This window comes from Pseudomonas sp. RL (genome assembly GCF_000647775.1).
GTDB lineage: Bacteria > Pseudomonadota > Gammaproteobacteria > Pseudomonadales > Pseudomonadaceae > Serpens > Serpens flexibilis.
On record NZ_JBOY01000101.1, the window covers coordinates 1 to 17,746 of the forward strand.

At 67.2% G+C, this 17,746-nt stretch carries 11 protein-coding genes; 8 read left to right on the forward strand and 3 right to left on the reverse strand.

The features are described 5' to 3' along the window. Window positions 1–92: 92 nt before the first annotated feature. The 3 genes from AS93_RS0114820 to xthA form a co-directional block, all read right to left on the reverse strand. Window positions 93–1,079, reverse strand: coding sequence for a TerC family protein (locus AS93_RS0114820; protein ID WP_027591336.1), 987 nt, complete (start codon window positions 1,077–1,079; stop codon window positions 93–95). A 136-nt stretch (window positions 1,080–1,215) separates the two neighbouring features. After that, window positions 1,216–2,544, reverse strand: coding sequence for a phosphate ABC transporter substrate-binding/OmpA family protein (locus AS93_RS19495; RefSeq protein WP_051587501.1), 1,329 nt, complete (start codon window positions 2,542–2,544; stop codon window positions 1,216–1,218). Between the two features lie 101 nt (window positions 2,545–2,645). Next, window positions 2,646–3,458, reverse strand: coding sequence for an exodeoxyribonuclease III (gene xthA / locus AS93_RS0114830; protein WP_027591337.1), 813 nt, complete (start codon window positions 3,456–3,458; stop codon window positions 2,646–2,648). Window positions 3,459–3,566: 108 nt separating this feature from the next. Between xthA and AS93_RS0114835 the strand changes: the two genes are divergently transcribed. From AS93_RS0114835 to AS93_RS0114870, 8 genes are all read left to right on the forward strand, one after another. Then, window positions 3,567–4,220, forward strand: a complete 654-nt coding sequence (locus AS93_RS0114835) for a GNAT family N-acetyltransferase (RefSeq protein WP_027591338.1) — start codon at window positions 3,567–3,569, stop codon at window positions 4,218–4,220. Between the two features lie 54 nt (window positions 4,221–4,274). After that, the gene (locus AS93_RS0114840; RefSeq protein WP_027591339.1) at window positions 4,275–5,996 is read left to right on the forward strand and encodes an autotransporter assembly complex family protein; all 1,722 of its coding nucleotides are present in this window, start codon (window positions 4,275–4,277) and stop codon (window positions 5,994–5,996) included. Next, window positions 5,993–9,697, forward strand: coding sequence for a translocation/assembly module TamB domain-containing protein (locus AS93_RS0114845; protein WP_027591340.1), 3,705 nt, complete (start codon window positions 5,993–5,995; stop codon window positions 9,695–9,697). Before AS93_RS0114840 ends, AS93_RS0114845 begins: the two co-directional genes overlap by 4 nt. Window positions 9,698–9,784: 87 nt before the next feature. Then, complete coding sequence (locus tag AS93_RS0114850; protein WP_027591341.1) at window positions 9,785–11,143, forward strand: sodium:alanine symporter family protein; 1,359 nt, start codon at window positions 9,785–9,787, stop codon at window positions 11,141–11,143. A gap of 67 nt (window positions 11,144–11,210) precedes the next feature. After that, window positions 11,211–11,711 (forward strand): thiol peroxidase, encoded by a 501-nt coding sequence (gene tpx, locus AS93_RS0114855; protein WP_027591342.1) that lies wholly within the window; start codon window positions 11,211–11,213, stop codon window positions 11,709–11,711. 162 nt (window positions 11,712–11,873) lie between these two features. Further along, a complete protein-coding gene (locus tag AS93_RS19500) occupies window positions 11,874–13,085 on the forward strand; it encodes an MdtA/MuxA family multidrug efflux RND transporter periplasmic adaptor subunit (RefSeq protein ID WP_051587502.1) in 1,212 nt (403 codons plus the stop codon). After that, window positions 13,082–16,189, forward strand: coding sequence for an MdtB/MuxB family multidrug efflux RND transporter permease subunit (locus AS93_RS0114865; RefSeq protein WP_027591343.1), 3,108 nt, complete (start codon window positions 13,082–13,084; stop codon window positions 16,187–16,189). Before AS93_RS19500 ends, AS93_RS0114865 begins: the two co-directional genes overlap by 4 nt. After that, a partial coding sequence (locus tag AS93_RS0114870; protein ID WP_027591344.1) for an efflux RND transporter permease subunit occupies window positions 16,186–17,746 on the forward strand: 1,561 nt, incomplete at its 3' end. The genes AS93_RS0114865 and AS93_RS0114870, both read left to right, overlap by 4 nt.

Below are 17,746 nucleotides of genomic sequence, written 5' to 3' on the forward strand. Positions count from 1 at the left end.
CGCACGCCCGCCGAGCCGCTCGATGAAGCGATCTGATTGGCATGAAACGACAAGGGCGCCGTGAGGCGCCCTTGTCGTTTCGCGGGAGTCGCTTACTGCTGTGCCGGCTTATCGCGGGTCTTGAACAACGAGAGGAGCACGCCACCGGCCAGCAGGCCGAGGGTCACGCTCAGCGACAGCACGGCGGGTACCTTGCCGATGAAACCGTGGGCGAAGATCTTGCCGCCGATGAAGATCAGCACCAGCGCCAGGGCGTACTTGAGGTACACGAAGCGGTGCATCAGCGCCGCCAGGGCGAAATACAGCGAACGCAGGCCGAGGATGGCGAAGATGTTCGAGGTGTAGACGATGAACGGGTCCTGGGTGATGGCGAATACCGCCGGTACGCTATCCACCGCGAACACCAGGTCGGCCAGCTCGATCAGCACCAGGCAGAGGAACAGCGGCGTGGCGTAGAGCAGGGCACGCTCGGCGCCCGCCGGCTTCAGGCGCACGAAGAAGCGGCCTTCGTGCAGGGTGTCGGTCATGCGGATGTGGCGGCGCACGAAGCGGATCATGCGGTTGTTTTCCAGGTCCGGGTGCTCCTCCTCTTCCTTCTGGAAGAGCATCTTCACCCCGGACAGCAGCAGGAAGGCGCCGAACAGGTAGAGCACCCACTCGAACTCCTTCACCAGCGCGGTACCCAGGCCGATCATGATGGCGCGCAGCACCACCACGCCGATGATGCCCCAGAACAGCACCCGGTGCTGATAGCGACGCGGGATGCTGAAGGCACCGAAGATCATCGCCATCACGAACACGTTGTCCATGGACAGCGACTGTTCCACCAGAAAGCCGGTGTAGAACTCCATGGCGCTCTGCGCGCCGAGCTCGAACCACACCCACACGCCGAACAGCACGCCCACGCTGAAATAGCCGCTGTAGAGCAGCAAGCTCTCGCGCATTTCGATTTCGCGCTCTTCGCGGTGCAGGACGCCGAGGTCGAGGACCAAGAGCAGGATGACAATGGCCAGGAAGCCCAGCCAGAACCAGGCGGGGGTGCCCAGGAAGGGGGTGGTGAGAAAGTCGAACGGATGCATCGGTCAGGCCCTCCAGCATCGGATTGTCGGAAACAGCTGACTCCGACATCGCGGTGGGAAACCCACCGCCAGAGGGGCCCGGCGTCAGTGCGGCGCATAGCCTAAGCCTGTCCGCTGCCGTCTGCAACGGTGGGATTCAGCGAACCCACACCTCCACCCGCCGGTTGCGGATGCGCCCGGATTCGGCCTGGTTGTCGGCCACCGGCAGGTCGTCGCCGATGCCCAGGACCTGGGTATGAGTCACGCCGAGGCGCGACAGCGCGCGGCGCACCGTCTCGGCCCGCAGGCGCGACAGCAGGCGGGCGCGGCCAGGGTCGCTCTTGGCATCGCCGAACCCCACCAGGACCAGTTGTGCATCGTCACCGGTGTGGGCGTCCAGATAGTCGCGCACGCGCCGCAGGTCACGCACCGCCTTGTTGTCCAGCTGGGCGCTGCCTTCCTGGAAGCGGAAATTGACCGACAGGCGTCGGCCGGCTTGCGCCAGCTGGCGGTAGTCGACGGGCAGGTCGGCGTGCGCCTCGACCGGGATGGCGCGCACGGCCTGACCGATGAAGCCCACCTGCTCGACGATGCGCTGGCCCTCGGCACTCTGGGCGAAATCGATCAGCGCCTGCGCCCAGGGGTTGTTGTCGTCCGGTGCTCGGTACAGGAACAGGCGACGGGCCAGCGGGTAATCCTCCGTGGCGATGCTGTCCGGGCTGGGCAGCAGTGCCTGGGCGCCGCCGGCGGAAATGGCCAGGGCGCGGGTTCTGCCCACGGAGGCCAGGCCGACGAAGCCGATCCCCTGGGGATCGGCCAGCACGGCCTCGGCCAGCCGATCATTCGATTCGAAGCGCTGCGCGGCCGCGTCCAGTTGTCTGCCCTGGGGCACCAGCACCAGTTCCTTGAAGGTGTCGTAGGTGCCGGACTGGTCATCGCGGGCATACAGGCGCACCGGCGCATCCGCGCCGCCCAGCTGCCGCCAGGAACGCAGCTCCCCGGAGAACAGCGCTGCCAGTTGATCCACATCCAGGGTACGTAGCGGATTGGTAGGGTGCACGATGATGGCGAGGCCATCGATCGCGATGACCTGCTCGGCGGCTGCCGAGCGCAGGTCGCCGCGACGGGCGAGCGCATCCACCTCGCTGTCCTTCACCGGTCGAGACGACGCTGCCAGCTGGGCACTGCCTTCGCGTAACGCCCGAAAGCCGGTGCTGGAGCCATGGGCGGCGACCGCGATGCCGACCCAGCTTCCGTCGGGCTTGCGCGCCTGTATCGTCTGTTCGTTCTCCTGTCGCCCCGGCCGGCGGGTGATGACGCTGAAACCCTGCTGGCGGAACAGCCCCTCGATGAGGGCCGGCGCCAGGGCAGCGCCAACGGTATTGGAGCCCTGGATACTCAGCAGGGTGGCGGGCTGCGGACTGGCGACGCTCAGCGCGCAACCGGAAATCAGCGAAACGGCAAGCAAGGCACGCAACAGCGACATGCGGCGACTCCGGCAGGATGATGCCGCGCAAGGCTAGAGTCGCCAGATGACGGTTGCGTTACAGCGCAGTGACAAGCGGCGCGGGTGCGAACCGGTTCGTATCAGGCGATTTCCAGCCAGATCGGCGCATGGTCGGACGGTTTTTCCATGCCGCGCAGGTCGTAGTCGACGCCGGCGTCCCGGAAGCGACTTTCCAGGGCCTTCGAGGCCAGGACCAGGTCTATGCGCAGGCCGCGACGCGGATCGTCCTCGAAGCCGCGACTGCGATAGTCGAACCAACTGAAACGGTCATGCACCTCGGGGTGCAGCTGCCGGAAGCTGTCTACCAGGCCCCACGCCTTCAGGCGCTCCATCCACTCGCGCTCCTCGGGCAGGAAGCTGCACTTGCCGGTACGCAGCCAGCGTTTGGCATTCTCCGCGCCGATGCCGATATCGCAGTCCTGCGGCGAGATGTTGAAGTCGCCCATGACCACCAGCGGCTGGTCGGGGCGGTACTGTTCTTCGAGCAGTCGCTGCAGGTCGGCATAGAAGCGCGTCTTGGCGGGAAACTTCACAGGATGGTCGCGGTTCTCGCCCTGGGGGAAATAGCCGTTGAGCACATGGACGATCTGCCCGTCGGCCATCGCGAAGCTGCCGCCGATCAGGCGCCGCTGCGACTCCTCGCCGTCCCAGGGGAAGCCCTTGAAGACGGTCAGCGGTGCCTGACGCGACAGCAGGGCCACGCCGTAATGGCTCTTCTGCCCGTGGAAATGCACGTGGTAGCCCAGCGCCTGGACCGCCTCCAGCGGGAACTGCTCGTCGGACACCTTGGTCTCCTGCAAGCCGATCACATCGGGCTGATGCTTCTCGATCAGCGCCTCCAACTGGTGCGGTCGGGCGCGCAGGCCATTGATGTTGAACGAAACGAACTTCATGACGGCAGGCCCCGAGTGAAAAACGCGATGCTAGCCCAAGGGGCCTTCTGGCGGCCACCCGAGCCCGCTGCTAGGGTCGCAGCAGAACCGACCAAGGAGTGAGACCGCATGTCTGCCAGCCAAGCCGCCGAATCCGCCGAGGTCTGCCTGCTGGACAGCAGCTATGGCCCGGAAGCCGCCTCGTTGCTGTTCAGGGCGTACCGCAACGATCCGACCTTTCGCTGGCTGATGGACGCCAGCCGCCCTGGCTACGACCACCGGCTGCGCACCACGTTGCGCGAGCTGTTGCGCAATCACATCGCCGAGCACCGCCCGGCGCTGGGGCTGGTGCAGAACGACCGGCTGATCGGCATCGCCCTGGTCGCCCCGCCGGAGCGGCGGCTGGAAGTGACGGAAAGCTGGGGTTGGCGGCTGCGCATGCTGCTGGGCGCGGGGCGCCGGGCCACACGCCGCTATCTGGAATTCCATGAGGCGGTGATGGCCTGCGTGCCGACCGGCCCCCATCATCTGCTGCCACTGCTCGGGGTGCTGCCCGACTACCAGGGCCGCGGCTATGGCGAGCGGCTGCTGGCCGCGCTACATGACTGGTGCGCCCAGGACAGTCAGTCGCATGGCATCGTGCTGGATACCGGCAACCAGCAGTATCTGGACTTCTACCGGCGCAACGGCTACCGGGAAATCGGCGAGGTGGCCGTCGGCCCGGTGCGAGAACATGTATTCTTCCACCCCAATCCCCAACCCCTGGCTGGCGTCTCCGGATAGCGCGCGGCTGATACCTTTCGCGGAGAAATCGAGCCTGTGGTCTTATGGTCCCCGATGAGGCGGCATGGAGCAGGATGGAGCCTGCTGCTGTACCTGCTGGCAGGACCCGCGCTGGCCGACCAGCTGCGCGTGCGCATCACCCCGCAGAACCCGGACCTCAAGGCGAACGTCGAGGGTTACATCGGCGAGCTGGATGGCAAGGACCGTGACGAACTGATGCGTCTGAGCCGCATTGCCGGCGCGCAGGCGCGCCAGGCCGCCGAAGCGCTGGGGTACTACCGTGCGCAGATTCGCACCGAGGTGAGCACCTCCGCGACGCCGCGCCTGACGGTACGCATCGATGCCGGCGAGCCGGTGCGCCTGCGCAATGTCACGGTGCGCATCGAAGGTCCCGCCGCCAGTCAGGCGGGTTTCCAAAAGCCCGATCTGGAGCGCCTGCGCCCGGGGCAGGTGCTCAACCACGGTGATTACGAGGCGGTGAAGGGCCGCATCGAAAGCCAGTCGGCGCGCTTCGGTTACTTTGCCGGACGCTTTGTGCAGCAGCGCATCCTGGTGGACCCGGTCGCGGGCCATGCGGACATCGAACTGATCTACCAGAGCGGCGAGCGTCATCGTTTCGGCGACATCACCTTCACGGGCGAATACCCCTTCGAGGATCAGCTGCTGCGACGCATGCTGCCCTTCGAGCCGGGTACGCCCTACGACAGCGAACTGATCGCCGAGCTGCACCAGAATCTGCAGGGCAGCGGCTACTTCGAGAGCATCCGCGTGGACGCCGCGCCCAGCCTGGCGCAGGCCGGCGAGATCCCGGTGGAGGTGCGCCTGGATACCCGCAAGCCACGCACCTTCGGTGTGGGTCTGGGCTATTCCACGGACGTCGGCCCGCGGGGGCGCTTCGAGTGGACCCGCCATTGGCGCAATCCCCAAGGCCACAGCTATGGCATCGACACCGAGTGGTCCGCCCCGCGGCAGAACGTCGGGCTCTGGTATGACATGCCGGGCGACAAGCCGCTCACCGACAAGCTGCGCCTGGCGGGCGGCTACCAGTACGAGGAACTGGCCGATACCGATAGCCTGAGCAAGCTGATCACCGTCGGCCCGGAGTGGCACAGCCGGCGCCCCAACGGTTGGCAGCGCGTGCTGTCGCTCAAATGGCAGCATGAGGAATATCGGCTGGGTGATGATTCGGGCATCAGTACGCTGTTGATGCCCGGCATTGCCTACTCCTATCTCAAGAGCGACAACCGGCTCGACCCCAGCCGCGGCTACCGGGTGCAGTTCGAGCTGGCCGGTGCCCAGGAAGGCCTGGGTTCGGATGCCAGTGTGGTGAGTGGCGAAGTCGGCCTGCGTGGCTTGATCACCCTGGCCGAACGGCACCGCTTTCTCGGCCGGGTGCAGGTCGGCGGCACTGAAACCGACGACTACGCCTCGGTGCCGCCGTCGCTGCGCTTCTTCGCTGGCGGTGACCAGAGCGTGCGCGGCTACGACTACCAGAGCCTGTCGCCCACCAACTCCCGGGGCGACCGCGTCGGTGGCCGCTACATGCTGGCGGTCAGTGGCGAGTACCAGTTCGCCCTGACACCGACCTGGCGCCTGGCGACTTTCGCCGACCATGGCAACGCCTTCAATTCGCTGGAGATTCCCTCGCTGAAGAGCGGGGTGGGTTTCGGGGTGCGGTGGGTGTCGCCAGTCGGCCCGCTGCGTCTGGACCTGGCGCATCCGCTGGACGGCACGGGTGGCGTGCGCCTGCACTTCTCCATGGGGCCTGAGTTGTGAATCGCGTAGTCAAGGGGAGCCTGCTGGCTCTGCTGATCTGTCTGCTGTTGCTTGCCCTGGCGGTTGCCATGGTGCTGGGTACGACTGCCGGCAGTCGCTGGGTGCTGGGCCAGGCGCCAGGCCTGCAGGTTGAGGGCTTCGAGGGCCGTCTGGGCGGCAGCTGGCGGGCCAATCATGTGGAATGGCGGCAGGACGGCCAGCGCGTCACCCTGGTCGCACCTCGCCTGGACTGGTCGCTTCGCTGCCTGTTCCAGCTGCGCCTGTGCATCAAGCACCTCGGTGCCGAGGACGTGCAGCTGGTCTTCCCGCCGTCTGCCGAGGAAGCCCCACGCGAACCGCAGGCCGTTCAGCTACCGGAACTGAACCTGCCCTTGCGCATCGAGCTGCGCCAGGCGGCCATCGGCAACCTGTCGCTCAACGGCAACGAGCTGCTGCATGACCTGCAGCTGAGCGCCAACTGGAACGAACAGGGCCTGCGCATCGAAACGCTGCGGGTGGCGCAGGGGGACGCATTGCGGCTGGTCGCTACGGGGCATGTCAAGCCGAGCGGCCAGTGGCCCGTACAGCTCAACGGCAACCTGATCCTGCCCGCGCCTGATGATCGTCCCTGGGCCCTGGCCCTGCAGGCAGAAGGCGAACTGCAGGGCAGGTTGCGCCTGGTCGTCGACAGCGGCGGCTACCTGCAGGGGCGCCTGGAGGGCAACGTCCAGCCGCTGCAACCCGATCTGCCCGCCAGTCTGCTGCTGACTGCCAGCGGCTTCAAGGCCAGTAGCGCGCTACCCGACACCCTGATGCTCAATCAGGTTCGCCTGCAGGCCGAAGGCGCGCTGGACGCCGGCTACCGCATCACGGGCGGCGCGCAGCTGCCCGCTGATGAGGGGCCGGTCGCCCTGGCGCTCAACGCTCTGGTGAGCGCCACGGGTGCGCAGATCAATCAAGTGCGCCTGCAGGCCGGCGGCGAGCAGTCCGTGCAACTGGAGGGCTCGCTCGACTGGAGCGAGGCGCTGAGCGCCGAAGCCCACCTGCAATGGCGGGATTTTCCCTGGCTGCGCCTGTATCCCATGGAGCCGCCGCCGGTGACGCTGCGGCGCCTGGACGCCGATCTCAGTTATCTGGATGGCAATTACCTGGGTAACTTCAGCGGCGATCTCGACGGCCCGGCAGGGCCGTTCAGCCTGTCCAGCCCGGTGAGCGGCAACCTTGGTGAAGTGCACCTGCCATCCCTGCGCCTGGACGCCGGGCAGGGCAGCGCCGCGGGCCAGCTGAGCCTCGGATTTGCCGACGCCATCCGCTGGAATACGCGCCTGGTGCTTTCCGCGCTGAACCCTGCCTACTGGGTGGCCGAGCTGCCGGGGAATCTCGACGGCAGCCTGGTCAGCCAGGGGCAACTGCAGGACGGCCACCTCGAGGCCGAAGCTGATCTACAGCTCGACGGCGAGCTGCGCCGCCTGCCGACCACCCTGGCACTGCAGGGCCGGGTGGAGGGTGAGCGCTGGGTGCTGCCGCGCCTGGAGGTGCAACTGGGCGACAACCGTGTTCAGGGCCGTGGCCTGCTGAGCAGCGAGCTGGCGGCCGAGCTGCAGCTGGCCCTGCCGCGTCTCGACCAGTTGTGGCCGGAGCTCAGGGGCGCCGTACAGGGCCGCCTTGACCTGAGCGGCACGCGGCAACAGCCACGGGGAGTGCTCAGCCTCGCCGGACGCCGCTTGGGTTACGGTGAAACGTTCGTCGACAGCCTGAATGTCCGCGGCAATCTGATCGAGCGCAACCAGACCCGCCTCGACCTCGTCGCTGAAGGCTTGCGCAGCGGTGACACCGACTGGGGGCGCCTGACGCTGACTGGAAACGGCGATCTGGATACCCAGGCAGTGGCGCTGCAACTGACCGGCGATGTGCTGGAGGCCAAACTGGGTCTGTCCGGGCGCCTGGCCCAGAGCGACGCGGGCTGGCACTGGCAGGGGCGGCTCGAGGAGGCGCAGCTGTCGGCACAGGAGCAACGCTGGCGGTTGCAGGCGCCTGCAACCCTGGAGCGTTTTGCGGACGGTCGCCTGGTGCTCGGGGCGCAATGCTGGCGTTCGGGCGCTGCCAGCCTGTGCGGGGAGGGCGAGCAGCGGCTGATGCCGGAGCCGAGCCTGCGCTACCAGTTGCGCGACTTCGACCTGGCCAGCCTGGCGCGCTGGCTGCCCGATGATTTCCAGTGGCAGGGCGAGCTGAACGGCTACCTGGAACTGGAGCTGCCGGAAGGCGGGCCGCGTGGCCAGGTCCGGCTGGATGCCGGGCAAGGGGTTCTGCGGCTTCGCGAAGAGGAGGAATGGGTCGATTTCCCCTATGAGGCACTGCGCCTGGACAGCATGCTGAGACCGGAGCAGGTGGATCTGCAGGCCCGCTTCAATGGGGGACAACTGGGCGAGTTGCAGCTTGAGGCCCGCATTGATCCGCGCGGGGAGGAAAAGCCTCTGGCGGGCACCTTCACCCTGCGAGGCCTGAACCTGGCGGTCGCCGGTCCCTTCGTGCCTCAGGTGGGGCAATTGGAGGGCCAGATCAACGGTAACGGGCGCCTGAGCGGGACGTTGCAAGCGCCGCAAGTGACCGGACAGCTGCGGCTCACCGAAGGTCTGGTGGCCGGGGGGGAGCTGCCGACCAGCCTGGAGAACCTCCAGGTGCTGGCAACCATCAGCGGCCAGCGCATGGATCTGGACGGTAACTGGCGCAGCGGTGCTCGCGGCTCAGGGCGGATCGCCGGCTGGCTGACCTGGCAGGACCGCCCCGCGGCGGACATCCGCCTATCCGGCACCCGTCTGTCGGTGGTGATGCCGCCGTACGCCGAACTGGAAGTGGAGCCGGACCTGCGCATCGCCCTCACCGCCCAGGGCCTGTCGCTCAGCGGGCGCCTTGCGGTGCCGCGTGGCGACATCACCATCCGCGAGCTGCCGCCCTCCACTGTGAAGGTCTCGCCGGATGTGGTGCTGGTCGGCGAGGAGCCCGCCGAGAAGGGCGAGGGCCTGCCGATGCGCATGGACATCACCGTGGTAGTCGGTCAGGAGGAGCTGAACTTCTCAGGCTTCGGCCTCACCGCCCAGGTGGCCGGCGATGTGCATATCGGCGACCAGTTGGATACCCGGGGCGAACTGGCCCTGACGCGGGGCCGTTACCGGGCCTATGGGCAACGCCTGACCATCCGACGGGCTCGCTTGCTGTTCGTCGGGCCCATCGACCAGCCGTTCCTGGATGTGGAGGCTATCCGCCGGGTCGATGACGTGGTGGCCGGCCTGCGTATCACCGGCAGCGCCGCGGCGCCCCGCGTCGAGGTCTTTTCCGAGCCGGCCATGGCGCAGGAGCAGGCGCTGTCCTATCTGGTACTGGGGCGCCCGCTGGGCAGCGGCGATGACGGTGCGGGTGACGGCGCCTTGCTGGCCCAGGCCGCCATCGGACTGGGCCTTGCCGGCAGCGCCGGTATCACCGGCAACATCGCGCGCCAGTTGGGCATCAAGGATTTTCTGCTGGAAACCGAGGGCAGTGGCGCCCAGACAAGCGTGGTGGCCAGCGGGCGTCTGTCCGACCGCCTGACCCTCAGCTACGGTGTCGGCGTGTTCGATTCCGTGAACACCCTGTCCCTGCGCTATCGTCTCAGCCGCCGGGTTTTCCTGGAGGCGGCCAGTGGACTGGCCAGCTCCCTCGACATCTTCTATCGGCGGGATTTTTGATGGATTGATGGCTAAACGACACGAAAATTCTTGCCGATTGCCGACATTCGCACGATTCTTCCCCGGTCGAAAAAGAAGGATAACGCTATGGAAGCGATACAGAACCTGGTCAATCAATTGAACGGCCTTGTCTGGGGGCCGCCGATGCTGGTGCTGATTCTGGGCACAGGCTTCTTCCTGATGCTGTACCTGCGCTTCATGCCGCTGCGGCAGATCGGCCCCGGTTTCCGACTGATGTGGCAGGGGCGGGCGAAGGGCGAGGAGGGCACTGGCGAGATCAGCCCGTTCCAGGCGCTGATGACCACCCTGGCGGCGACCGTGGGTACCGGCAACATCGCCGGGGTGGCCACCGCGATCTTCCTGGGCGGCCCCGGTGCGTTGTTCTGGATGTGGATGACCGCGCTGGTGGGTATGGCCACCAAGTACTGCGAAGTGGTACTGGCTGTGCATTACCGCGAGAAGGACGCACGGGGCGAACACGTTGGCGGCCCCATGTATGCGATCCGCAATGGCCTGGGCCGCAAGTGGGCCTGGCTGGGCGGGGCCTTCGCGCTGTTCGGCGGACTGGCCGGTTTCGGTATCGGCAACATGGTGCAGGTCAACAGCATGGCGCACGCGCTGGAAACCACGTTCAGCGTGCCGCTGTGGGTGACCGGCCTGGCTGCCATGCTGCTGACCGGCCTGGTGATCCTCGGCGGCATCCGTCGCATCGGTATGGTGGCGGCAGCCCTGGTACCGTTCATGTGCGTGGCCTATGTGCTGGCCGCGCTGGTGGTGCTGATCGTCAACCTGGACGCCATCCCGGCCGCCTTCGCCCTGATCATCGAGCATGCCTTCAGCCCCATCGCCGCTACCGGCGGCTTTGCCGGCGCAGCCGTCATGGCAGCTATCCGCTATGGCGTGGCGCGCGGGATCTTCTCCAACGAGGCCGGCCTCGGTACCGCGGGCATCGCCCAGGCGGCAGGCACCACCGACAACGCGGTGCGCTCCGGCCTGATCGGCATGCTGGGCACGTTCATCGACACCATCATCGTCTGCTCGATGACCGGCCTGGCCATCATCTGCTCCGGCGTATGGACCAGCGGGGTGAGCGGGGCGGCGCTGTCCGCTGCGGCCTTCGAGTCGGCGATGCCGGGTTTCGGCGGCGCGCTGCTGACCCTGGCGCTGGTCACCTTCGCCTACACCACCATCCTGGGCTGGAGCTTCTACGGCGAGAAATGCTGGGAGTTCATGATGGGAACGCGCGCCATCTGGCCGTTCCGGGTGGTCTGGGTGCTGGCGGTGCCGATCGGCGCGCTGACCCAGTTGGACTTCACCTGGCTAGTAGCCGATACCCTTAATGGGCTGATGGCCATTCCCAACCTGGTCGCGCTGCTGCTACTGAGCCCGGTAGTGGTGCGCCTGACCCGGGAGTATTTCGCCAAGCAGGCAGCCGTCCGGGTGTGATCCGGGCGCTGCCATGCTTAAATTGCCAGCCTGGCAATCCCCCAATCCCACCAGAAGGATCAAGCAAATGGCTCAAGTGACCATGCGTGGCAACCCCATCGAGATTTCCGGCAACCTGCCGCAGCCCGGTCAGCAGGCGCCGGCGTTCAGCCTGGTCGGTACTGACCTGGCCGACGTCACCCTGGCCAGCTTCGCCGGCAAGCGCAAGGTGCTGAACATCTTCCCGAGCATCGACACGCCGACCTGTGCCACCTCGGTGCGCAAGTTCAACACCGAGGCTTCCAGCCTGCAGAACACCGTGGTGCTGTGCATTTCCGCCGACCTGCCGTTCGCCCAGAAGCGTTTTTGCGGTGCCGAAGGCATCCAGAACGTGGTCAGCCTGTCCACGATGCGCGGTCGTGAGTTCCTGCAGGACTATGGCGTCGCCATCGCCAATGGTCCGATGGTCGGCCTGACTGCCCGTGCCGTGGTGGTGCTGGACGAGCAGGACAAGGTCCTGCACAGCGAGCTGGTTCCGGAAATCGGCCAGGAGCCCGACTACCAGGCCGCGCTGGCGGTACTGCGCTGAGTCACCCGCGCCCCGCTTGGTCGGGGCGCTTTTTTCCCTCGATTCACCCCTCCTTACAATTCCCCGCGCCCGCCGCAGGTAAAACTGCGGTAAAGAGCCTTTGCAGGCGCTTGCTCAATCCTTATCGTGCGGCCATTCGATTTGTCCCAGGCGCAATCCGTCATGTCCGAGTCTCCTTCCACCCTGTCGCGCAACCTCCGCCGTGGCGGGCTGCTGGTGTTGCTGGTTCTGCTCGTGCTGCTGGCCTGGTGGTTGTGGCCCGCCGGCAAGGCCACGACCGGTGCGGGTGGACTGGGTGGCCCCGGCGCCGGCCCGGCACGCTTCGGTTTCGGCGGCCCGGTGCCGGTACGCGTCGCGCCGGTGACCCGGGGTGACTTCCCCATCGAGCTGCGCGCGCTGGGCACGGTCACCGCGTACAACACCGCGAACGTACGGACGCGGGTGGGCGGTGAGCTGGTCAAGGTGTTGTTCGAAGAAGGCCAACGCGTCAAGGCCGGCGATCTGCTGGCGGTGATCGATCCGCGTCCCTACGAGACGGCGCTGCGCCTGGCCGAAGGTCAGCTGCAGCAGACCCGCGCCCAGCTGAAGAATGCCGAGATCGACCTGGCCCGTTATGAGGGCCTGTACCAGGAAGACTCTATCGCCCGCCAGACCCTGGACACCCAGCAGGCGCTGGTCGCCCAGTACCAGGGACAGCTCAAGGTTCAGCAGGCCAGCGTCGAGGAAGCCCGCCTGAACCTGGACTTCACCCAGATCCGCGCGCCGATTTCCGGACGCCTCGGCCTGCGCCAGGTGGATCTGGGCAACCTACTGACCAGCAATGACAGCACCGTGCTGGTCAGCATCACCCAGACCGAGCCCATCGCGGTCAGCTTCACCCTGCCGGAGGGCGAGCTGCCCCCGGTGCTGGAGCAACTGCGTGCCGGGCGAACGCTGAACGTCGAAGCCTGGGACCGCGCCGAGCGCGAGGTGTTGGCGCAAGGGCAACTGGCAAGCCTCGACAACCAGATCGACACGGCCACCGGCACCCTGCGTCTCAAGGCCCGCTTCGCCAATGCCGACCAGCGCCTGTTTCCCAACCAGTTCGTCAATGTGCGCCTGCGGGTCAGCACCCGCCAACAGGCTCTGCTGATTCCCGCCGCAGCGCTGCAATACGGTTCGCGCGGCACCTTCGTCTATGTAGTGGGCGAGGGCGACACCGTCGAGCTGCGCCAGGTCACCGCAGGGCCCAGCAGTGGTGAGCTGACGCTCATCGAGGCCGGGGTGCAGCCCGGCGAGCGCCTGGTGCTGGAAGGCACCGACCGCCTGCGCGACGGTTCGCCCGTGCAGGTGATCGAGAGCTTGCCGGCGGCCACCGCCAAGCGCGACGCATGAACATCTCGCGGCCCTTCATCCTGCGTCCGGTAGCCACCACCTTGCTGATGGTGGCCATCTTCCTCAGTGGACTGATCGCCTACCGGCTGCTGCCGGTTTCCGCGCTGCCGGAGGTGGACTACCCGACCATCCGCGTCATGACGCTGTATCCGGGCGCCAGTCCCGAGGTGATGACCCGCGCGGTGACTGCGCCGCTGGAGCGCCAGTTCGGCCAGATGCCCGGCCTGGAGCAGATGTCCTCGACCAGCTCAGGCGGCGCCTCTGTAATTACCCTGCGCTTCAGCCTGGACGTCGAACTGGATGTCGCTGAACAGGAAGTGCAGGCCGCCATCAACGCGGCCAGCAACCTGCTGCCCAACGACCTGCCGTCCCCGCCGGTGTACAACAAGGTCAACCCGGCGGACACCCCGGTGATGACCCTGGCCATCACCTCGCCCAGTATGCCGCTATACCGGGTGCATGACTTGGTGGACACCCGCATGGCGCAAAAACTGGCGCAGATCAGCGGTGTCGGCCTCGTCAGCCTGGCCGGCGGCCAGCGGCCGGCGGTGCGTATCCGGGTCAATCCCGAGGCGCTGGCCGCCTACGGGCTGAACCTCGCCGATGTGCGCGCGCTGATCGGTGCCTCCAACGTCAACCAGCCCAAGGGCAACTTCGACGGCCCGACCCGCGTGTCGCAGCTGGATGCCAACGACCAGCTGCGCTCCGCCGAGGAATACGCCGAGCTGATCCTCAGCTACCAGAACGGCGCCGCCCTGCGCCTGAAGGACGTGGCCAGCATCGTCAACGGCGCCGAGAACGAACGCCTGGCCGCCTGGGCCAACCGCAATGGCGCGGTGCTGCTTAACATCCAGCGCCAACCGGGTGCCAACGTCATCGAGGTGGTCGACCGCATCCAGCAGTTGCTGCCGCAGATCAGCGCCAGCCTGCCGGCCAACCTGGACGTGACGGTGCTCACCGACCGCACCCAGACCATTCGCGCCGCCGTCAGCCACGTGCAGTTCGAGCTGCTGTTGGCGGTGTGCCTGGTGGTGCTGGTCACCTTCCTGTTCCTGCGTCGGCTGGCGGCCACGGTGATACCCTCCATCGCCGTGCCCTTGTCGCTGATCGGCACCTTCGCGGTCATGTACCTGGCGGGCTTCTCCATCAACAACCTGACCCTGATGGCGCTCACCGTGGCGGCGGGCTTCGTGGTGGACGACGCCATCGTCATGCTGGAGAACATCGCCCGCCATCTGGAGGAGGGCGAAACACCGCTGCAGGCCGCGCTCAAGGGTGCGAAACAGATCGGCTTCACGCTGATCTCGCTGACCTTCTCGCTGATCGCCGTGCTGATTCCCCTGCTGTTCATGGAAGACGTGGTGGGACGTCTGTTCCGCGAGTTCGCCATCACCCTGGCGGTGGCCATCCTGATTTCGCTGGTGGTATCGCTGACCCTCACGCCCATGATGTGCGCGCGTTTCCTGCGCCAGGAGCGCGAGGACGACCAGGGGCGCTTCTACCGCGCCGCCGGCGACGTCATCGACCGCATGATCGCCGCCTACGACCGAGGCTTGCACTGGGTGCTGCGTCATCAGCCGCTGACCCTGCTGGTGGCCGTCGCCACCCTGGGCCTGACCGTGCTGCTGTATCTGGTGGTGCCCAAGGGCTTCTTCCCGGTGCAGGACACCGGCCTGATCCAGGGCATTTCCGAGGCGCCGCAGAGCATTTCCTTCCAGGCCATGAGCGAGCGCCAGCAGCGCCTGACCGAGGTGATCCTGCGGGACCCGGCAGTGGCCGGCCTGTCCTCGTACATCGGCGTGGATGGCGACAATCCGACCCTGAACAGCGGCCGGTTATTGATCAACCTGATCCCGCACACCGAACGCGACGTGACCGCCAGCCAGGTGATCGAGCGGCTGCGTCCGCAGCTGGCGGCGATTCCCGGCATCGAGCTGTACCTGCAGCCGGTGCAGGACCTGACCATCGAGGACCGGGTCAGCCGCACCCAGTTCCAGTTCAGCCTGGAATCGCCGGATGACGCGCTGCTGGAGGAGTGGACACCGCGCCTGGTCGAGGCCCTGCGCGCGCGCCCGGAGCTGAGCGATGTGGCCAGCGACCTGCAGAACCGTGGGCTGCAGCTGTTCCTGGACATCGACCGGGATGTCGCCGCACGCCTGGGCGTCAGCGTCGCAGACATCACCGATGCGCTCTACGACGCCTTCGGCCAGCGGCAGATCTCCACCATCTACACCCAGGCTAGCCAGTACCGCGTGGTGCTGGAAACCGCCGGCGCCGACCGCCTGGGGCCCCAGGCGCTGCGCCAGGTGCACCTGGCCACCCGCGACGGCGGCCAGGTGCCGCTGTCGGCGCTGGTGCGCCTCGAAGAGCGGGCCACGCCGCTGCTCATCAACCACATCGGCCAGTTTCCGGCGGTGACCCTGTCCTTCAACCTGGCGCCGGGCGTGTCCCTGGGCGAAGCGGTGGCGGTGATCGAGCAGGTCGAACAGGACATCGGTCTGCCGGCCGGCATCGTTCGCCAGTTCCAGGGCGCCGCGCAGGCCTTCCGCGCCTCGCTGTCCAGCACGCTGCTGCTGATCCTGGCGGCCATCGTGACCATGTACATCGTGCTCGGCGTGCTCTACGAGAGCTACATCCACCCGATCACCATCCTCTCCACGCTGCCGTCGGCGGCGGTCGGCGCGCTGCTGGCGTTGCTGCTCACCGGCAACGACCTGGGGCTGATCGCCATCATCGGCATCATCCTGCTGATCGGCATCGTCAAGAAGAACGCCATCATGATGATCGACTTCGCGCTGGAGGCGGAGCGCCATCAGGGCATGGCCCCGCAGGCCGCCATCCACCAGGCGGCGCTGCTGCGCTTCCGGCCGATCCTGATGACCACCCTGGCCGCGCTGTTCGGCGCCATTCCGCTGATGTTCGCCACCGGCTCGGGCGCGGAGCTGCGCCAGCCGCTGGGCCTGGTGCTGGTCGGCGGCCTGCTGCTCAGCCAGTTGCTGACCCTGTTCACCACGCCGGTGATCTACCTGTACTTCGACCGCCTGAGCCGGCGCTTCACCGGGCGCAGCGCGGCGGGAGTCGCCGCGGAAGGCGCCCGGTCATGAACCTCTCGGCGCCGTTCATCGTCCGGCCGGTGGCCACGCTGCTGATCAGCCTGGCCATCCTGCTGGTCGGCGCGCTGAGCTTCGGCCTGCTGCCGGTGTCGCCGCTGCCGAACATGGATTTCCCGGCCATTACCGTGCAGGCCAGCCTGCCGGGCGCCAGTCCGCAGATCATGGCCTCGACCGTGGCCACGCCGCTGGAGCGGGCGCTGGGCGGCATCGCCGGCATCAACGAGATGACCAGCCGCAGCAGTCAGGGCAACACCCGCATCATCCTGGTGTTCGACCTGGACCGTGACATCAACGCCGCCGCCCGCGAGGTGCAGGCGGCCATCAACGAGGCGCGGCCGCAGCTGCCCAGCGGCATGCGCAGCATGCCCACCTACAACAAGATCAACCCCGCCCAGGCGCCGATCATGGTGCTGTCGCTCACCTCACCGGTGCTGGGGCAGGGCGAGCTGTACGACATCGCCAGCTCCATCGTCGGCCAGAAGCTCTCCCAGGTGCCTGGGGTGGGCGAAGTGCAGGTCGGCGGCAGCTCGCTGCCGGCGGTGCGCATCGAGCTGCAGCCCCGGTTGCTGGACCAGTACGGCGTGGCCCTGGACGAGGTGCGCCGGGCCATCGCCGACGCCAATCAGCAGCGCCCCAAGGGCGCCGTCGCGGACGACCGGCGCCACTGGCAGATCCAGGCCAACGACCAGCTGCGCACGGCCGCCGAGTACATCCCCCTGATCATTCGCTACCAGGACGGCGCGGCGATCCGTCTGGGCGATGTGGCCAGCGTGCGCGACGCGGTGGAGGACCGCTACAACAGTGGCTTCTACAACGACCGGGAAGCCGTGCTGGTGGTGATCAACCGCCAGGCCGGTGCCAACATCCTGGAGACGATCGAGGCCATCAACGCCCAGCTGCCGGCACTGCGTGCGGTGATTCCGGCCAGCCTCGAGCTGGACGTGGCGATGGAACGTTCGTCGGTGATCCGCGCCACCCTGCGCGAGGCCGAACGCACCCTGCTGATCGCCGTGGGACTGGTCATCCTGGTGGTGTTCGCCTTCCTCGGCCACTGGCGGGCGGCGCTGATTCCGGCACTGGCGGTGCCGGTGTCGCTGATCGGCACCTTCGCGGCCATGTACCTGTGGGGCTTTTCGCTGAACAACCTGTCGCTGATGGCGCTGATCGTCGCCACCGGTCTGGTGGTCGACGACGCCATCGTGGTGCTGGAGAACATCGCCCGGCATATCGAGAACGGCGAAAGGCCACTGCCCGCCGCGCTCAAGGGGGCCAAGGAGGTGGGCTTTACCCTGCTGTCGATGAACCTGTCGCTGGTCGCGGTGTTCATCTCCATCCTGTTCATGGGCGGCATCGTCGAGCGGCTGTTCCGCGAGTTCTCGCTGACCCTGGCAGCGGCCATCCTGATTTCCCTGCTGGTCTCGGTGACCCTCACGCCGATGCTCTGCGCACGCTGGCTCAAGGCCGAGTCATCCCAAGAGCCGGGGCGCCTGCAACGTGCCGGCAAGCACCTGCAGGGCAGGGTGCTTGCCGGCTATGCGCGCAGCCTGG